Annotated in this window: 12 protein-coding genes and 1 pseudogene; 11 read left to right on the forward strand and 2 right to left on the reverse strand. The window is 67.8% G+C overall.

Going from position 1 to position 15,789, the window contains the following annotated elements; genetic code table 11:
• On the reverse strand, nt 1-312 hold a 312-nt coding region (locus tag SJH88_RS07760; protein ID WP_274754089.1), incomplete at its 3' end, for a LysR family transcriptional regulator.
• A 107-nt stretch (nt 313-419) separates the two neighbouring features.
• Here SJH88_RS07760 and SJH88_RS07765 point away from each other — a divergent pair.
• The 8 genes from SJH88_RS07765 to SJH88_RS07800 all read left to right on the forward strand — a co-directional run bounded on the left by SJH88_RS07765 (nt 420) and on the right by SJH88_RS07800 (nt 9,690).
• Complete coding sequence (locus SJH88_RS07765) at nt 420-1,085, forward strand: NAD(P)-dependent oxidoreductase (RefSeq protein ID WP_042415466.1); 666 nt, start codon at nt 420-422, stop codon at nt 1,083-1,085.
• Between the two features lie 114 nt (nt 1,086-1,199).
• Nucleotides 1,200-2,090 (forward strand): MBL fold metallo-hydrolase, encoded by an 891-nt coding sequence (locus tag SJH88_RS07770; RefSeq protein WP_274754090.1) that lies wholly within the window; start codon nt 1,200-1,202, stop codon nt 2,088-2,090.
• Between the two features lie 136 nt (nt 2,091-2,226).
• Nucleotides 2,227-3,408, forward strand: a complete 1,182-nt coding sequence (locus SJH88_RS07775) for a sugar transporter (protein ID WP_274754091.1) — start codon at nt 2,227-2,229, stop codon at nt 3,406-3,408.
• A gap of 158 nt (nt 3,409-3,566) precedes the next feature.
• Complete coding sequence (locus tag SJH88_RS07780; RefSeq protein ID WP_274754092.1) at nt 3,567-5,738, forward strand: TonB-dependent hemoglobin/transferrin/lactoferrin family receptor; 2,172 nt, start codon at nt 3,567-3,569, stop codon at nt 5,736-5,738.
• 77 nt (nt 5,739-5,815) lie between these two features.
• Nucleotides 5,816-6,898, forward strand: a complete 1,083-nt coding sequence (locus SJH88_RS07785; protein ID WP_274754093.1) for a hemin-degrading factor — start codon at nt 5,816-5,818, stop codon at nt 6,896-6,898.
• A gap of 13 nt (nt 6,899-6,911) precedes the next feature.
• A complete protein-coding gene (locus SJH88_RS07790; RefSeq protein WP_409820572.1) occupies nt 6,912-7,802 on the forward strand; it encodes a heme/hemin ABC transporter substrate-binding protein in 891 nt (296 codons plus the stop codon).
• Entirely contained in the window at nt 7,799-8,854 is a 1,056-nt protein-coding gene (locus tag SJH88_RS07795; RefSeq protein ID WP_234687915.1) for a FecCD family ABC transporter permease, read from the forward strand. The genes SJH88_RS07790 and SJH88_RS07795 overlap by 4 nt, the downstream gene beginning before the upstream one ends.
• Entirely contained in the window at nt 8,851-9,690 is an 840-nt protein-coding gene (locus SJH88_RS07800) for a heme ABC transporter ATP-binding protein (protein WP_274754094.1), read from the forward strand. The genes SJH88_RS07795 and SJH88_RS07800 overlap by 4 nt, the downstream gene beginning before the upstream one ends.
• A 96-nt stretch (nt 9,691-9,786) precedes the next feature.
• Here SJH88_RS07800 and ppsR read toward each other — a convergent pair whose 3' ends face one another.
• Nucleotides 9,787-10,623 carry a posphoenolpyruvate synthetase regulatory kinase/phosphorylase PpsR gene (ppsR, locus tag SJH88_RS07805; protein WP_042415487.1) on the reverse strand — a complete coding sequence of 279 codons (837 nt, stop codon included), beginning with the start codon at nt 10,621-10,623 and terminating at the stop codon, nt 9,787-9,789.
• Between the two features lie 184 nt (nt 10,624-10,807).
• On the opposite strand from ppsR, the gene ppsA reads away from it, so the two are divergent.
• The 3 genes and pseudogenes from ppsA (at nt 10,808) to SJH88_RS07820 (ending at nt 15,631) form a co-directional block, all read left to right on the forward strand.
• Nucleotides 10,808-13,198: a phosphoenolpyruvate synthase gene (ppsA, locus tag SJH88_RS07810; protein WP_210930451.1), complete on the forward strand. Its 2,391-nt coding sequence runs from the start codon at nt 10,808-10,810 to the stop codon at nt 13,196-13,198.
• An 18-nt stretch (nt 13,199-13,216) separates the two neighbouring features.
• Nucleotides 13,217-13,561: a DUF4212 domain-containing protein gene (locus tag SJH88_RS07815; RefSeq protein ID WP_274754095.1), complete on the forward strand. Its 345-nt coding sequence runs from the start codon at nt 13,217-13,219 to the stop codon at nt 13,559-13,561.
• A pseudogene (locus SJH88_RS07820) lies at nt 13,539-15,631 on the forward strand (VC_2705 family sodium/solute symporter). Before SJH88_RS07815 ends, SJH88_RS07820 begins: the two are co-directional and overlap by 23 nt.
• Nucleotides 15,632-15,789: the final 158 nt, after the last annotated feature.

A 15,789-nucleotide genomic window follows, 5' to 3' on the forward strand; every position in this document is an offset into this window, starting at 1 on the left:
CCGGGCAAAGCCGACCGGGGCGGACAGGCGCAGCTCGCCGCTGGGCTGCTGGCGTTCGGCCACTAGCTCGGCCCGGGCGCGCTGCGCGGCATCGGCCAGGGTGGCGCACTGCACGTAAAAGCGCTGGCCGGCATCGCTCAGGGCGATCTGGCGGGTGGAGCGGTGCAGCAAGGTGACGCCGGCCTGCCGCTCGAGCTGGCGGATGTGCTGGCTCACGGCCGAGGGCGTCATGCCCAGTTGCTGGGCGGCGGCCGTCATGCTGCCCGCCTGCACCACGGCGGCGAACACGGCCATGCGTTTGAGGTCTTCCATGCCGCTATTGTGAAGCTGTGCTTCAAAGTGTTGGTGCAATCTGCGTGGTTTTTGCCGGTTTCAGGCCTTTAAGCTTTAGCCATTGTTCAATTGCTAGGAGATAGCACATGCAAGTTGCTCTGATTGGTGCCACCGGTTTCGTGGGCTCGGCCCTGCTGGAAGAATTGCTGCAGCGCGGCCACGACGTGGTGGCCCTGGTGCGTGACCCCGCCAAGCTGGCACCGCGCCCGCACCTGAAGGTGGTGCAGGCCGATGTGCTGGACGCCGCCGCCGTGCGCGAGGCCGTGCGTGGCACGCAGGCCGTGCTCAGCGCGTACAACGCGGGCTGGACCAACCCGAACATCTACGAGGATTTCATGCGCGCCAGCCGTGCCACGCTGCAGGGCGTCAAGGACGCGGGCGTGTCGCGCTTTCTGGTCGTGGGCGGCGCGGGCAGCCTGTTTGTGGCGCCTGGCGTGCAACTGGTCGATACGCCGGAATTCCCCGCCCCCATCAAGGCCGGTGCCACGGCGGCCCGCGATGTGCTGACCCTGCTGCAGACCCAGGACACGGGCCTGGACTGGAGCTTCCTGAGCCCCCCCATCGGCTTCCACGGTGGCTCGGCCGCCCAGTCCCAGGGCCGCACCGGCCAGTACCGCACTGGCCAGGATGCCCCGCTGATGCAGGCCGATGGCACACCGGGCGACATCTCGGCCGCCGACCTGGCCGTGGCCCTGGTGGATGCGCTGGAGCAGCAGGCGCATGTGCGCCAGCGCTTCACCGTGGCCTATTGATGATTGCTGCCGGCCACCGCGCGGGCCGGTCCCTGTGTTTGGCGCACCGCAGCGGCCCGCACCCTGTGGCCGTGTGCGGGTGCGCGTCCCCTGTTTGAACCCATGAATCTCTCCATGATGCAACGTCGCCATTTCCTGCAAATGACCGCTGTGGGCCTGGCGGCCCCGTCGCTGGCGGTGCAGGCGGCCCAGCCGGCTGCCCTGCAGTGGACCCACTTCCCCGCCGATGAACACGGCTTCTCGCGGGCGCCCGTGCTGCTCAGCGGGGCCCGGGACGCCATCCTGGTGGACGGTGGCTTCACCCTGTCCGATGGCCGGGCCGTGGCCCAGGCCATCGCGGCGACGGGCAAGACGCTCCAGGCCATCTACATCAGCCAGAGCGATCCCGACTATTACTTTGGTCTGGCGCCCATCCGCGACGCCTTTCCCCAGGCACGGATTCTGGCGGCCTCCGAGACCATCGCGGCGATTGCGGCGAATGTCGATAAGAAGCTGGCCATCTGGGGGCCGCAGCTCAAGGACAACGGCCCGCAGACCCGCGCCGATGTGGTCTTTGCCCAGCCGTTCGATGAGTCGGTGCTGATGCTGGAAGGCCAGCGCATCGAGATCGTGGCCGCGCAGGGCCTGGCCAACCGGCGCTACCTGTGGGTGCCGTCGCTGCAGGCCATCGTGGGTGGGGTGCTGGTGTTTTCGGACCTGCATGTCTGGACGGCCGACACCCCCAGCGCTGCGGCACGCCGGGCCTGGCGTGACAACCTGGACGCCATGCTGGCGCGCCAGCCGCAACGGGTGGTGCCCGGCCACATGGGGCCCCAAGGCGTACTGGATGCCGGGGCCCTGCGCTTCACGCGGGACTATCTGCTGGCGTTCGAAGAAGCGCTGGCCCAGTCCTCCGGCAGTGCCCAGTTGATCGCCTACATGCTGCAGCGCTACCCGCACCTGCAGGGCAAGGTCTCGCTGGAAATCGGCGCCAAGGTGGCCCTGGGGGAAATGGCCTGGGGCTGAACAGGGGGTGCGCAGGCCAGCACACCCGGCGCCCGGCACAATGGCTAGACTGCGGGACCGGGCGCCTTGTGGACAAGGCCGCTACGTGTTGACCATCAAGCACCCTGCGGGGTGCGTTTTCATTTCTGTCCTGCGCATGTCTTCCCCTGTTTCCCCCGCTTCCAACCTGCGCGCCTGGCTGAGCGTGTGCGCGCTGGCCTTGGGCGCCTTCATTTTCAACACCAGCGAGTTTGTGCCGGTCGGCATGCTCGGCGACATTGGCGCCAGCTTTGGCATGCCGGCCGAGCACGTGGGCCTGATGCTGACCATCTATGCCTGGATCGTGGCCCTGGCCTCGCTGCCCTGCATGCTGCTGACGCGGCACATGGAGCGGCGCAAGCTGCTGATGGGGGTGTTCGCTGTGTTCATCGCCAGCCATGTAGTGTCGGGGCTGGCGAACAGCTTTGCCATGCTGGTTCTCAGCCGCGCGGGCGTGGCCTTCTCGCACGCGGTGTTCTGGTCGATCACGGCGGCCCTGGCGGTGCGCGTGGCCCCGCCGGGCAAAAAGGCCCAGGCCCTGGGCCTGCTGGCCACGGGCACCACGCTGGCCATGGTCATGGGCATTCCGCTGGGGCGCGTGGTGGGGGATTGGCTGGGCTGGCGCACCACCTTCTGGGCGATTGGCGCACTGGCGGTGGTCGTCATGCTGGCGCTGGCGCGCAACCTGCCGCAGCTGCCCAGTGAGAACGCAGGCTCGGCCTCCAGCATTCCGGTGCTGCTGCGCCGCCCTGCGCTGATGGCCCTGTACCTGCTGCTGGTGTGTGTGGTGACGGCGCAGTTCACGGTCTACAGCTACATCGAGCCTTTTGTGCAGGTCGTGGCAGGCCTGGACGCGCATGTGACCACGGTGGTGCTGCTGCTGTTTGGCGGCATGGGCATTGTCGGCAGCCTGCTGTTCAGTGCCTACGGCCTGCGCTTGGCGCGCAGCTTCCTGCCGCTGGCGATTGCCGGCATGGCGCTCAGCCTGGGCCTGCTGGGTCCTGCCAGCGCCCACGTGCCGCTGCTGTACGCGGTCTGCGTGGTCTGGGGCATCGCCATGATGTGCATGGCCCTGGCCATGCAGGCCAAGGTGCTGAGCCTGGCCCACGATGCCACGGACGTGGGCATGTCGCTGTTCTCGGGCATCTTCAACATCGGCATCGGCGCCGGGGCGCTGCTGGGCAGCCAGGTGAGCCTACATGCCGGCATGCAGCACATCGGCTGGGTCGGCGGTGCACTGGCCACGCTGGCGCTGGTGTGGTGTGTCTGGTCGCAGCGGCGCTGGTCGGGCAGGTCTTAATCCTTAATCCGGTCCAAGGGACCAGCGGTTGCTTTGCGTCAACTAATGAGAATTATTCTCATATAATGCGCGCACAGCCAGCCACCCCCAGGTCGTTTCGTTCTTCCGAGGTTCGCCAGCGTTTGGACATCACCAAATGAAGGAAGAGAGAACGAGCTATGACACAGTTGTGGGGAGGCCTGCGCCCAGTGGCGTGCGCGGCCATGTGGGCCGGGGTGTGTGCAGCGGCGCAGGCGGCCGAGCCGCAGTTGCCGACGACGGTGGTGACCGAGCAAGCCTCGGAGCTGTCCACCACCTATGGGGTGGAGTCCCTGAACCAGGCCGATCTGGAGCGCCAGCAAGTACTGGACATCCGCGATGCGACCCGGGACATGGTGAACGTGGAGGTGCCACGCCAGCCCAAGCGCGGCACCGGCATCTCGGGCACCACCGGGCGCGAGGGCAATACCGGGTTTGAAATCCGCGGCCTGGGTGGCAACCGGGTGCAGATGCTGATCGACGGCATTGCCCAGCCAGAGGCCGACAGTTTCATGAACAGCCACAGCTTCGGCCGCGACCATGTCGACCCGCTGACCCTGTCGGCCATCGAGGTGCACAAGGGCGTGTCGCCGGTCAGCCTGCCGGCCGGCGGGATTGCCGGGGTGGTCCATATGCGCACCCTGCTGCCGGCCGACCTGCTCAAGGACGGTAAGACCCTGGGCGGACGGGCCCTGCTGGGCTGGCGCAGCGAAAACCAGGGCCTGACCGCTGGCGCCGCGCTGGCGGGCAGGGCCTCGGCGCAATGGCAGTGGCTGCTGTCCGTCAACGGCGAGTGGAGCGATGAGATCGACAACATGGGCACCGTGGGCGGCACGGGCCTGCAGCGCACCCAGCCCAATCCGGAAGACAACCGCCGCCAGTCGGTGCTGGCCAAGCTGGTCTTCCAGCCCGATGCCGACCAGACCCATGTCCTCACGGCCGAACACCGCCGCCAGGACGTGCATGTCAACAACCTGCACGACTTTGCCAACGGCACCACCCGCAGCCACATTGACGACAACGACAGCACGCGCAGCCGGGTGTCGCTGAAGTCGGACTTCCGGGTGCGCAGCGCGGCCGCCGACCTGCTGAGCAGCTACCTGGCCTGGCAGGACAGCAGCAGCCGCCAGCAGCTGCGGCTGGACACCAGCACGGCGAATGGCATGCGTGTGCGCGACCACCATTACGACGAACGCATGCTGCAGGCCGGCGTGCAGGCGCGCAAACAGCTGGGGGTGCATGCGCTGCACTATGGGCTGGACCTGAGCCGCCTGGACAACGATTTCGACAGCCTGTCCACCGACAACGGCGTGACCACCTCGGTGCCCAAGGGGCCGGACACCCGCACCACGCGCTGGGGCGCCTTCGTGCAGGACAACATCGAGCTGGGCGCCTTCTTGGTCAAGCCGGGCCTGCGCTACGAATCGGTCGATATCGACGCCGACGCCGGCAGCATCCACATGGGGGCCTCTGGGGCCACGCCGGTGTCCAGGCGCTTCGATGCCTGGCTGCCGCAGCTGGGCACGCAGTGGAACCTGGTCGGGGGCCTGCAGCTGTATGCCAACTATGCGCGCGGCTTTCGTGCACCCACGGCGGGTGAGCTGAACAACTTCTTTGGCAATGTGACGCCGTTCTATGGCTACTACATCCTGCCGAATCCCAACCTCCAGGCGGAAACCAGCAACAACTTCGACCTGGGCCTGCGCCAGACCGAGGGCGCCTTCCAGTGGGAGGCCGCGGCGTTCTACGGGCGCTACCGCAACTTCATCGAACGCTATGCCAACGCCGGCTCGGTGGGCACCGCCCCGGTGATCAGCCTGCAACAGTCGCGCAACCAGGCGCAGGCCACGATCAAGGGCGTGGAGCTGAAGGCCAAGGCCGAGCTGGGCCAGGCCTGGGGCGGGGCCTGGCATCTGCGCGGTGGCTATGGCTACACCAAGGGCACGGGCGAGGACGGCCAGGGTCTGGAAAGCATCTCGCCCCACCAGCTGAAGCTGGGCCTGGGCCAGAAGGCGGCGCGCTGGAACTGGGAACTGGCGGCCACCTACACCGCGGCCAAGAAGCCGCGCGATGTGCCGTCCAGCAGCACGGCCCTGTTCCTGAGCCCTGCGTCCACGGTGCTGGACCTGAGCGGCCAGGTCGAGCTGCGCAAGGGCGTGCGCCTGAACCTGGGCCTGTTCAACCTCACCGACAAGAAGTACTGGAACTGGTCCGATGTGCGCGGCGTGACGACGGCCACCGAGCGTGCCGCCATCGACGCCTACAGCAACCCGGGGCGCAACCTGCGCGTCTCGCTGGTCGCCGACTTCTAAGGCCGGTTCGGCCAGCACCCCTCGCCATGCCGCACGGTCGGCATGGCGCCCGTTTTTTCCAAACCAGGAGCAACACCATGAACGCCGTAGTGGAACAACCGTTGGCCGATCACGCCGCGATACGCCAGGCCTTTGCCCAGGCGCGCGCCCAGGGGCTGCGCGCCAAGGATGCCGCCCAATCCGTGGGCCTGAGTGAGGGGGCGGTGGTCGCCGCCCACGTGGGGACGCATGCGCAGCCCCTCAAGGCCCTGGCGCTGGCGCCGCAGTGGTTCGAGATCCTGTCGGCGCTGGCGCCTTGCGGCACGCTGATGGCCTTGACGCGCAACGAGTCCGTCGTCCACGAGAAGGATGGCATCTACCAGGGCTTCAGCCGCGAGGGGCAGGTGGCCCTGTGCAACAACGACGACATCGATCTGCGGCTCTTCTTCTTCCAGTGGCATGCCGGTTTTGCCGTGACCGAGCCGGGCCAAGGCGGGGCAGTGCAGCGCAGTCTGCAGTTCTTCAACCAGCACGGCGTGGCGGTGCACAAGATCTATGTGCGCCCCAGCACCGACCTGCAGGCCTGGGAGGCTGTGGTGCAGCGTTTTGCCGATGCGCAGCAGGACTATAGCTTTGTGTCGGCCAAGCCGCGGGCCGTGGTCAAGGACGATGCCAGCATCGACGCTGCGGGCCTGCGCCAGGCCTGGGCGAACATGCAGGACACGCACGAGTTCTTCGGCATGTTGCGCCACTTCGAGTGCGAGCGCCAGCAGAGCTTTCGCCTGACCCGGGGGGAGTTCTGCGAACCGCTGCACCTGGGGGCCGTGACCCCGCTGCTGCAGCAGGCCGCGGCGGCGGCCGTGCCCATCATGGTGTTCGTCGGCAGCAAGGGCTGCATCCAGATCCACTCCGGGCCCGTGTACCACATCAAGCCCATGCAGACGCCCGGGGGCGCGGACTGGATCAATGTGCTGGACCCCGGCTTCAACCTGCACTTGCGCCGCGACCTGATCACGGCGGCCTGGCTGGTGCGCAAGCCCACCAGCGACGGCGTGGTGACCTCGGTGGAACTGTTTGATGCGTCCGGCGATGTGGTGGCCATGTTCTTCGGGGTGCGCAAGCCGGGTGAGCTGGAGCTGCCCGCCTGGCGTGATCTGGCCGAAAGCCTGCCACGTGCCTGAGGGGAGACGGGAAATGCACCCACAGTTCGCACCGCAGACCTGGCCGCGCCGCCAGTGGCTGGCGGCCCTGGCCGCCTCGGGCATGGCGGCGGCCTGGCCGGCGTGGGCGCAGCAGCGTGGCCGGCCCGTGCGCCGTCTGATCAGCGTGGGCGGCGCTCTGACCGAAGTGGTCTACGCCCTGGGGGCGCAATCGCTGCTGGTGGCCACGGACACCACCAGCCTGTACCCCGAGGCCGCCACCCGCACGCCCAAGGTGGGGTATTTGCGCCAGCTGTCCGCCGAGGGGCTGCTGTCCCTGCAGCCGGACGCCCTGGTGGGCGCGGCCGATGCCGGGCCGGCCGTGGTGCTGGAGCAGGTGCGCGCGGCCGGGGTGCGGGTGGAACTGGTGCCTGCGCAGCACAGCTTCGAGGAAGTGCTGCGCAAGGTCGAGACTGTTGGCCGGGTGACCGGGCGCGAGGCCCAGGCTGCGCAACTGGCCCAGCGCCTGCAGCAGGAATGGGCCCAGGTGAGCCGGCAGGTGGCCCAGGCCACGCGGCGTCCGCGCGCCCTGTTCATCCTTTCGCACAATGGATCGCCCATGGTGGCGGGCACGGACACCGCCGCCCATGCCCTGCTGACACTGGCCGGCGCCGACAACGTGGTGACGGCATTCGCCGGCTACCGGCCCCTGACGGCCGAGGCCATGGCCGCAGCGGCGCCGCAGGTGATCATCAACAGCACCCAGGGGATTGAAGCCCTGGGCGGGGTGGTGGTGTTCTGGCAGCGGCCGGAGCTGGCCCTGACCCCGGCGTTTGCCCGCAAGGCCCTGGTGACGATGGAGGCCAGCCATCTGCTGGGCTTCGGTCCGCGCCTGCCTTCGGCCGTGCAGGCCCTGCACCGCCAGATGCTGCAGGTGACGGCATGAGGCCGCATGCGGGCGTGGCCGGGCGCCTGCCGCCCGCGCTGGCGGTGGGCGGTGGCGTGGTGCTGGCCTTGCTGGCCTTGCTGTGGGGCGGCGCGCAGGGGGCGTATGCCATCAGCCCACTGCAGATTCTGGTGGTGTTGCGCGATGCCCTGGGTGGGCACGCCGCGCAGGGGCCGGAGCACCTGGTGTTCCTGAACATCCGCCTGCCCCGCTTGCTGCTGGGCGCGGCCGCTGGCGCAGGCCTGGGGGTGGCCGGCGCGCTGATGCAGGGCCTGTTTCGCAACCCGCTGGCCGACCCCGGCCTGATCGGCGTGAGCAGCGGCGCGGCCTTGGCGGCGGCCGGGGCCATCGTGCTGGGGCCGCAATGGTGGCCCGACCTGGGGTTCAAGCTGGGCAGCTGGACCCTGGCATGCAGCGCCTTTGCGGGCGGCATGCTGGTCACCGGGCTGATCTATGGGCTGGCGCAGACCCAGGGCAGCACGCGCATTGCGCTGATGCTGCTGGCCGGGATTGCCATCAACGCCCTGGCCGGGGCGGGCCTGGGGTGGCTGAGCTATGTCTCCAACGATGAGCAGTTGCGCAATGTGCAGCTGTGGCTGATGGGCAGCCTGGGCCAGTCGCGCTGGCCCACGGTGCTGCTGGTCGGTGCTGCCGTGGCGGTGTGCCTGGCGGCAGCGCTGCTGCTGGCCCGGGCGCTCAATGCCCTGGCGCTGGGCGAGGCGCAGGCCCAGCTGATGGGCGTGGCGGTGGAGCGCACCAAGCGCTGGGCCATCGTGGTCGCGGCGCTGGCCGTGGGCGTGGTGACCTCGGCGACCGGCGTGATCGGTTTCATCGGCCTGGTGGCCCCACACGGGGTGCGGCTGCTGGCCGGGCCGGACCACCGGGTGGTGCTGCCGTGTTCGGCCTTGCTGGGGGCGGCCCTGGTGCTGGCGGCCGATGCCCTGGCGCGCACCCTGGTGCAGCCGGCCGAGATGCCGCTGGGCGTGCTGACGGCCTGCATCGGCGTGCCGCTGTTCCTGTGGATGCTGCGCCAGTTCCGGGGGCGGGTATGAGCGGGCCGGTGGCATCGCAGGCGCTGGTGTGCGCCGGACTGCAGGTGCGGGCCTCGGCCCACGGGCCGCTGCTGGCGACCGTGCAGGCCGCGCTGGCACCGGGGCGGCTGACGGCCATCGTCGGGCCGAATGGGGCCGGCAAAAGCACCCTGATGGCCGTGATGGCGGGTTTGCGCCCGCCGGCGGCGGGCCGGGTGTGCCTGGGAGCGGAGCCCTTGCACCGGCTGCCGGCGGCCCAGCTGGCGCGGCGCATGGCCTTCATGGCCCAGGAAACCCAGGTGGCCTTTGCCTTTTCCGCCCAGGAAGTGGTGGAGATGGGGCGCTATCCGCACCGCCAGCAGCCTTCGCACCAGGAGGCGCAGATCGTGCAGTCCGCCATGGACAGCATGGGCGTGGCCCACCTGGCACGGCGCGAAGTCACCACCTTGTCCGGCGGCGAGCGCGCGCGCGTGCAGCTGGCGCGGGTGCTGGCCCAGCTGTGGCAACCCCACGACCTGGGCAGCCAGTGGCTGCTGCTGGATGAACCGACCGCCGCGCTGGACCTGCAGCACCAGCACCAGGTGATGGCCTTGCTGCGCATCCGGGCGCAGACCCAGGGCCTGGGGGTGGTGGCGGTGCTGCACGACCTGAACCTGGCGCTGCGCTATGCGCACGAGGTGCTGCTGGTGCCCGGCCAGGGCCGTGCGGCCGAGCTGGGCGCCGTGGCCGACATCCTGACGCCGGACTGCATGGCCCGGGTCTGGGGCATCCACAGCGAAGCGGTGCGCATGCAGGATGGAGCACTGCAGTACCTGTTTGCCCCGGCGCCACGTCCCGGGGCCGAGGTCTGCTTGTAAAAAAATAGCTGCCAGTGCTTGCTGTATGAGCGCTGGCAGATTTTTTCATGCGAAATGTGAAGGCGGCGGGGCCGGGCAGGGCGCCGCCTGCGGGCCTCAGCCGTGGCCGTGTCCCATGCCCAGGCGGTGGGGCAGCACTTCCTGCAGGATGGTGGTCGAGATTTCCTCGATCGACTTGGTGGTGGTCGACAGCCAGCTCACGCCGGCGCGGCGCATCATGGCCTCGGCCTCGTGCACTTCGTGGCGGCAGTTCTCCAGGCTGGCATAGCGCGAATTGGGGCGGCGCTCGTTGCGAATGCTGGACAGGCGCACGGGGTCGATCGTCAGGCCGAACAGCTTCTTGCGGATGGGCTCCAGCGCCGGGGGCAGCTTCTTGCGCTCGAAGTCCTCGGGGATCAGCGGGTAGTTGGCCACCTTCAGGCCGAACTGCATGGCCAGGTACAGGCTGGTCGGGGTCTTACCCGAGCGGCTCACGCCCACCAGCACCACGTCGGCGCCGCTGAGGTCGTGGTTGGTCTGGCCGTCGTCGTGGGCCAGCGTGTAGTTGATGGCCTCCATCCGGTCCAGGTATTCCTTGCTCTGGCTGATGTCCGAGAAGCGGCCCACGCGGTGCTGGCTCTTCATGCCCAGCTCGTCTTCGAGCGGCTGCACAAAGGTACCGAACATGTCCATCAGCAGGCCCTTGCAATGGGCGTTGATGATGGTGACCACCTCCTGGTTGACCAGGGTGCTGAACACGATCGGCTTCTTGCCTTCCACATCCCCTGTGTGGTTGATCTGGCGCACCGCCTGGTGGGCCTTGTCCACGGTGTCGACAAAGGGGATGCGCACGATGCGGGGCTTGATGTCGAACTGGGTCATCAGGGCGGTGCCAAAGGTCTCGGCAGTGATCCCTGTGCCATCCGAAATAACGAATACGGTGCGCGTGTGCATGGGCAGGCTTATCCAATCAGATCAAACACCCGGGGTCACGGCGGAAATCGTGCCCCGGGCCTACAATGGCGCCCATTATTCCCAAATTTCGCTCGCATGCAGGTCGACCGCCGACAACCAGAACATCCAAGATGTGGTGGGCAGGCATGCGGGACATACCGGTTTTTAACTTTGGAGCCTCCCCATGTCTAACCGTTTCGAAGCGACCGCTCTGGTCGTGCCTTTCGAACAACTGCGTATGAGCGACGTCGAAGTCGTAGGCGGCAAGAACGCCTCGCTCGGCGAAATGATTTCCCAGCTGCCCCAGGGCGTGCGCGTGCCCACGGGCTTTGCCACCACGGCCCACGCCTTCCGCGAATTCCTGGCCTACGAAGGCCTGGCCGACAAGATTTCCGCCAAGCTGGCGGCGCTGGACGTGGAAGACGTGCGCGCCCTGGCCCAGGTGGGTGCCGAAATCCGTGCCCTGGTGGAAGCCCAGCCTTTCCCAGCCGACCTGGAAGCCGCCATCCGCGCAGCCTTCATCACGCTGCAAGGTGGTAACGACGCCGCTTCGTTCGCCGTGCGCTCTTCCGCCACCGCGGAAGACCTGCCCGACGCCTCGTTCGCCGGCCAGCAGGAAACCTTCCTGAACGTGGTGGGCATCGACGACGTGCTGCACAAGATGAAGGAAGTGTTCGCGTCGCTGTACAACGACCGCGCCATCTCCTACCGCGTGCACAAGGGCTTTGCCCACGACGTGGTGGCCTTGTCCGCCGGCGTGCAGCGCATGGTGCGCTCCGACCTGGGCGCGGCCGGCGTGATGTTCACCATCGACACCGAGTCCGGCTTTGAAGAAGTGGTGTTCATCACCTCCAGCTATGGCCTGGGCGAAACCGTGGTGCAAGGCGCCGTGAACCCCGACGAGTTCTACGTGCACAAGCCCATGCTCAAGGCTGGCAAGAGCGCGCTGATCCGCCGCAACCTGGGCTCCAAGCTGATTCAGATGGTGTTCTCCTCGCCCGAAGAGAAGGCCGCCTCCGGCAAGCTGGTCAAAACCACCGACGTGGCCCCCGAGCTGCGCAACCGCTACTCGCTGACCGACACCGAAGTGCAGGAACTGGCCAAGTACGCGCTGGTGATCGAGCAGCACTATGGCCGCCCCATGGACATCGAATGGGGCAAGGACGGCACCGACGGCCAGCTGTACATCCTGCAGGCACGTCCCGAAACCGTGAAGAGCCAGTCCAAGGGCCAGGCCGAACTGCGCTACAAGCTCAAGGGCACCGGCAATGTGCTTGCCGAAGGCCGCGCCATTGGCCAGAAGATCGGTACCGGTCCCGTGCGTCTGGTGTCCGACATTTCGCAGATGGACCAGGTCCAGCCCGGTGACGTGCTGGTGACCGACATGACCGACCCCAACTGGGAACCCGTCATGAAGCGCGCCTCCGCCATCGTGACCAACCGTGGTGGCCGTACCTGCCACGCCGCCATCATCGCGCGTGAACTGGGCATTCCTGCCGTGGTCGGCTGCGGCGATGCCACCGCCCGCCTGAAGGACGGCACCCTGGTGACCGTGTCCTGCTCGGAAGGCGACACCGGCAAGATCTATGACGGCCTGATCGAGACCGAAGTGACCGAAGTCACCCGCGGCGAAATGCCCGAGATCAAGACCAAGATCATGATGAACGTGGGCAACCCCCAGCTGGCCTTTGACTTCGCCCAACTGCCCAACGGCGGCGTGGGTCTGGCCCGCCTGGAATTCATCATCAACAACAACATCGGCGTGCACCCCAAGGCCATCCTGGACTACCCCGCCGTGGACCCCGACCTGAAGAAGGCCGTGGAATCCGTGGCGCGTGGCCATGCCTCGCCCCGCGCCTTCTACGTCGACAAGGTCGCCGAAGGCGTGGCCACGATTGCCGCCGCCTTCTGGCCCAAGCCCGTGATCGTGCGCATGTCGGACTTCAAGTCCAACGAATACCGCAAGCTGATCGGTGGCAGCCGCTACGAGCCCGAGGAAGAGAACCCGATGCTGGGCTTCCGCGGTGCCGCGCGTTACATCTCCGAAGACTTCGGCGAAGCCTTCAAGATGGAATGCGAAGCCCTGCGCCGCGTGCGTGAGGACATGGGCCTGACCAACGTGCAGATCATGATCCCCTTCGTGCGCACCCTGAAGCAGGCCGAGCGCGTGACCACCATGCTGGGCGACAACGGCCTCAAGCGCGGTGAGAACGATCTCAAGCTGATCATGATGTGCGAGGTGCCTTCCAACGCCATCCTGGCCGAGGAATTCCTGGAGTACTTCGACGGCTTCTCCATCGGTTCGAACGACCTGACCCAGCTGACCCTGGGCCTGGACCGCGACTCCGGCCTGGAGCTGCTGGCCGCCGACTTCGACGAACGCGACCCCGCTGTCAAGAAGATGCTGGAGCGCGCCATCGACGCCTGCCTGAAGCAGGGCAAGTACGTCGGCATCTGCGGTCAGGGCCCTTCGGACCACCCCGACTTCGCCCAGTGGCTGGCGGACAAGGGCATCGTCTCGATCTCGTTGAACCCCGACACCGTGATCGACACCTGGCAGCAACTGGCGGGCTAAGACCGCGAAAGGCCTGTGATGCAGTTTTCTCACGACGATGTGCATGACAGGCCGGCGGCAGGCGGGGGGCAGATGCCGCCCGACCTGCACGACACCCACCACCTGTGGCTCAAGGCAATCTTGCTGGCGGTCTGGGTGGTGTTTTCGTTTGGCGTGTGCTTTTTTGCGCGGGACTTGCAGGCATGGGTGCAAGGCTGGCAGCTGGGCTACTGGATGGCCGCCCAAGGGGCTGTCCTGATGTTCATGCTGATCGCGCTGGTTTACTGTGTGGTCATGGACAGGTTCGAGAGCCACAGCGCCTCGGCACCTGATGCCACCTTGCCAGTTGCCCGTACCACCCATGCCCACCCCCTCCGGCGTTAGCGCCACTTCCTCCTCCTCGCGTGCCCGTGCCTACCGGTGGCGTGTCCACCGTTGGGTCGCACTGTACAGCCTGGCCGTGATCGGTTTTCTGCTGCTGATGGCCTGGGCCGAAGAGCACGGCCTGTCGCGCCACTGGATCGGCCCCATCTTCCTGTTCGTCCCGGTCATGGTGTATGCCGCCATCGGCATCTGGGGGCGCACCAGCGATGCCGACGAATACTATGTCGCCGGCCGCCGCATTCCCCCGGTCTACAACGGCATGGCCGCCGCCGCCGACTGGATGAGCGCCGCCTCCTTCATCAGCCTGTCGGGCGCGCTGTACCTGCAGGGCTTTGGCGGCAACGCCGGCCAGCCGGGCGGCCTGGCCTATCTGCTGGGCTGGACCGGGGGCTTTTGCCTGGTGGCCATGCTGGTGGCCCCGCACCTGCGCGCCATGCAGCTGTACACCCTGCCGGATTTCTTCCAGGCCCGCTTCGGTGGCCGCTGGCCGCGCACGGTGGCGGCCCTGGCGTCGGTGCTGTGCGTGTTCACCTATGTGGTGGCGCAGATTTACGGGGTGGGGCTGATTGCCTCGCGCCTGACCGGGGTGCAGTTCGAGATCGGCATCATGCTGGGCCTGGGCGGGGTGCTGCTGTGCTCGTTCCTGGGCGGCATGCGCGCCGTGACCTGGACCCAGGTCGCGCAGTACGTGGTGATCCTGCTGGCCTTCCTGATACCCGTGTCCTGGTTGGCGTACAAGCAGCTGGGCAATCCGGTGGCGGCCGTGGCCTATGCCAGCCAGCTGCAGAAGATCACCGAGCTGGAGGATGCCCTGCTGCAGTCGCCGCAGGAGCTGGCGGTGCGCCAGGCCTACCAGGCGCGGGTCGAGGCCCTGGAGGCCAAGCTGGTGGATGTGCCGCTGTCGCTGGAGCGCGACCGGCTGGTGCTGCACGAACGCATCCGCTACCTGCGCTCGGTCAACAGCGATGTGGGCCAGATCGTGGCCACCAGCCGCGAATACGCCAACCTGCCGCGCAACGCCCAGGAGGCCGAGCTGCGCTGGCGCCAGCAGCTGGAGGAGTACCGCGAACGCGCGCGGCCGCTGTCCGGCCTGCCGCGGCACAGCCAGCCCTTCGGGGGCGATCCGGACGGCACGCCCGAGGAGCGCGCGCAGTTCAACGACGAGCGCAACAACTTCCTGGCGCTGATGTTCTGCCTGATGGTGGGCACGCCGGCCTGCCCCACCTGCTGGTGCGCTACTACACCGTGCCCTCGGTGTCGGCGGCGCGCACCTCGGTGGCGTGGACGTTGTTCTTCATCGCCCTGCTGTACCTGACGGCGCCGGCACTGGCGGCGCTGATCAAGCTGGAGGTGATGAACAACCTGGTGGGCGTGCGCTTTGACGAGCTGCCGAACTGGATCGCGCAGTGGGCGCGGGTCGACGCCTCGCTGCTGTCGGTGGAGGATGTCAATGGCGACGGGGTGCTGCAGTTTGGCGAGCTGCGCCTGGGCGCCGACCTGATCATGCTGGCGACACCGGAAATCGGCGGCCTGCCGTATGTGGTGGCGGGCCTGGTGGCCGCCGGCGGGCTGGCGGCGGCGTTGTCCACGGCCGACGGCCTGCTGCTGACCATCAGCAACGCCCTGGTGCGCGACCTGTACTTCCAGGACCGGCCACGCAAGACCTCGCCCGAGCAGCGGGTCATCGTCTCCAAGTTCGTGCTGATGGCGGTGGCGCTGCTGGCGGCGCTGGTGGCGGGGCAGCGGCCGTCCGACATCCTGCCCATGGTGGCGGCCTCGTTCTCGCTGGCGGCCTCGGCCTTCGTGCCGGCTATGGTGCTGGGCATCTTCTGGCGCGGCGTCACCCGCTATGCGGCGCTGGCCGGTATGCTGGCCGGGCTGGGCGTGGCGCTGTACTACATGCTGTCGCACACCGCCATGGTCCAGCACTGGCTGCCGTCCGTGCTGCTGGCCGATGGCCTGTGGTGGGGCATTCAGCCGGTGTCCTCCGGCGTGTTCGGCGTGGCGGCCGGCATGGCCGTGACCCTGCTGTGGAGCTGGGTGGGGCCGCGCGAATCGCTGCAACGATAGCTGCTGGCGCTTGCCTGGTGCGGTTTTCGGAATAAAAACGGCTGAAAACCAAGAGCTGTCGCGCGCAGCACGCTCATGTTTCCATGAGCACCTGCTGTGCCCAGTCCCTGGATTGCCCCAATGGGGCCCGCTGCGGGCCTGTGCCATGCTGTCTCCCA

This window comes from Comamonas sp. GCA5 (assembly GCF_036541385.1).
In the GTDB taxonomy this organism is placed as follows: Bacteria; Pseudomonadota; Gammaproteobacteria; order Burkholderiales; family Burkholderiaceae_C; genus Comamonas; species Comamonas aquatica.

Bases quoted from the DNA above. Each gene is read 5' to 3' on its own strand.
- SJH88_RS07765 (WP_042415466.1), top strand. From the start codon at position 420: ATGCAAGTTGCTCTGATTGGTGCCACCGGTTTCGTGGGCTCGGCCCTG.
- SJH88_RS07770 (WP_274754090.1), top strand. From the start codon at position 1,200: ATGATGCAACGTCGCCATTTCCTGCAAATGACCGCTGTGGGCCTGGCG.
- SJH88_RS07775 (WP_274754091.1), top strand. From the start codon at position 2,227: ATGTCTTCCCCTGTTTCCCCCGCTTCCAACCTGCGCGCCTGGCTGAGC.
- SJH88_RS07780 (WP_274754092.1), top strand. From the start codon at position 3,567: ATGACACAGTTGTGGGGAGGCCTGCGCCCAGTGGCGTGCGCGGCCATG.
- SJH88_RS07785 (WP_274754093.1), top strand. From the start codon at position 5,816: ATGAACGCCGTAGTGGAACAACCGTTGGCCGATCACGCCGCGATACGC.
- SJH88_RS07790 (WP_409820572.1), top strand. From the start codon at position 6,912: ATGCACCCACAGTTCGCACCGCAGACCTGGCCGCGCCGCCAGTGGCTG.
- SJH88_RS07795 (WP_234687915.1), top strand. From the start codon at position 7,799: ATGAGGCCGCATGCGGGCGTGGCCGGGCGCCTGCCGCCCGCGCTGGCG.
- SJH88_RS07800 (WP_274754094.1), top strand. From the start codon at position 8,851: ATGAGCGGGCCGGTGGCATCGCAGGCGCTGGTGTGCGCCGGACTGCAG.
- ppsR (WP_042415487.1), bottom strand. From the start codon at position 10,623: ATGCACACGCGCACCGTATTCGTTATTTCGGATGGCACAGGGATCACT.
- ppsA (WP_210930451.1), top strand. From the start codon at position 10,808: ATGTCTAACCGTTTCGAAGCGACCGCTCTGGTCGTGCCTTTCGAACAA.
- SJH88_RS07815 (WP_274754095.1), top strand. From the start codon at position 13,217: ATGCAGTTTTCTCACGACGATGTGCATGACAGGCCGGCGGCAGGCGGG.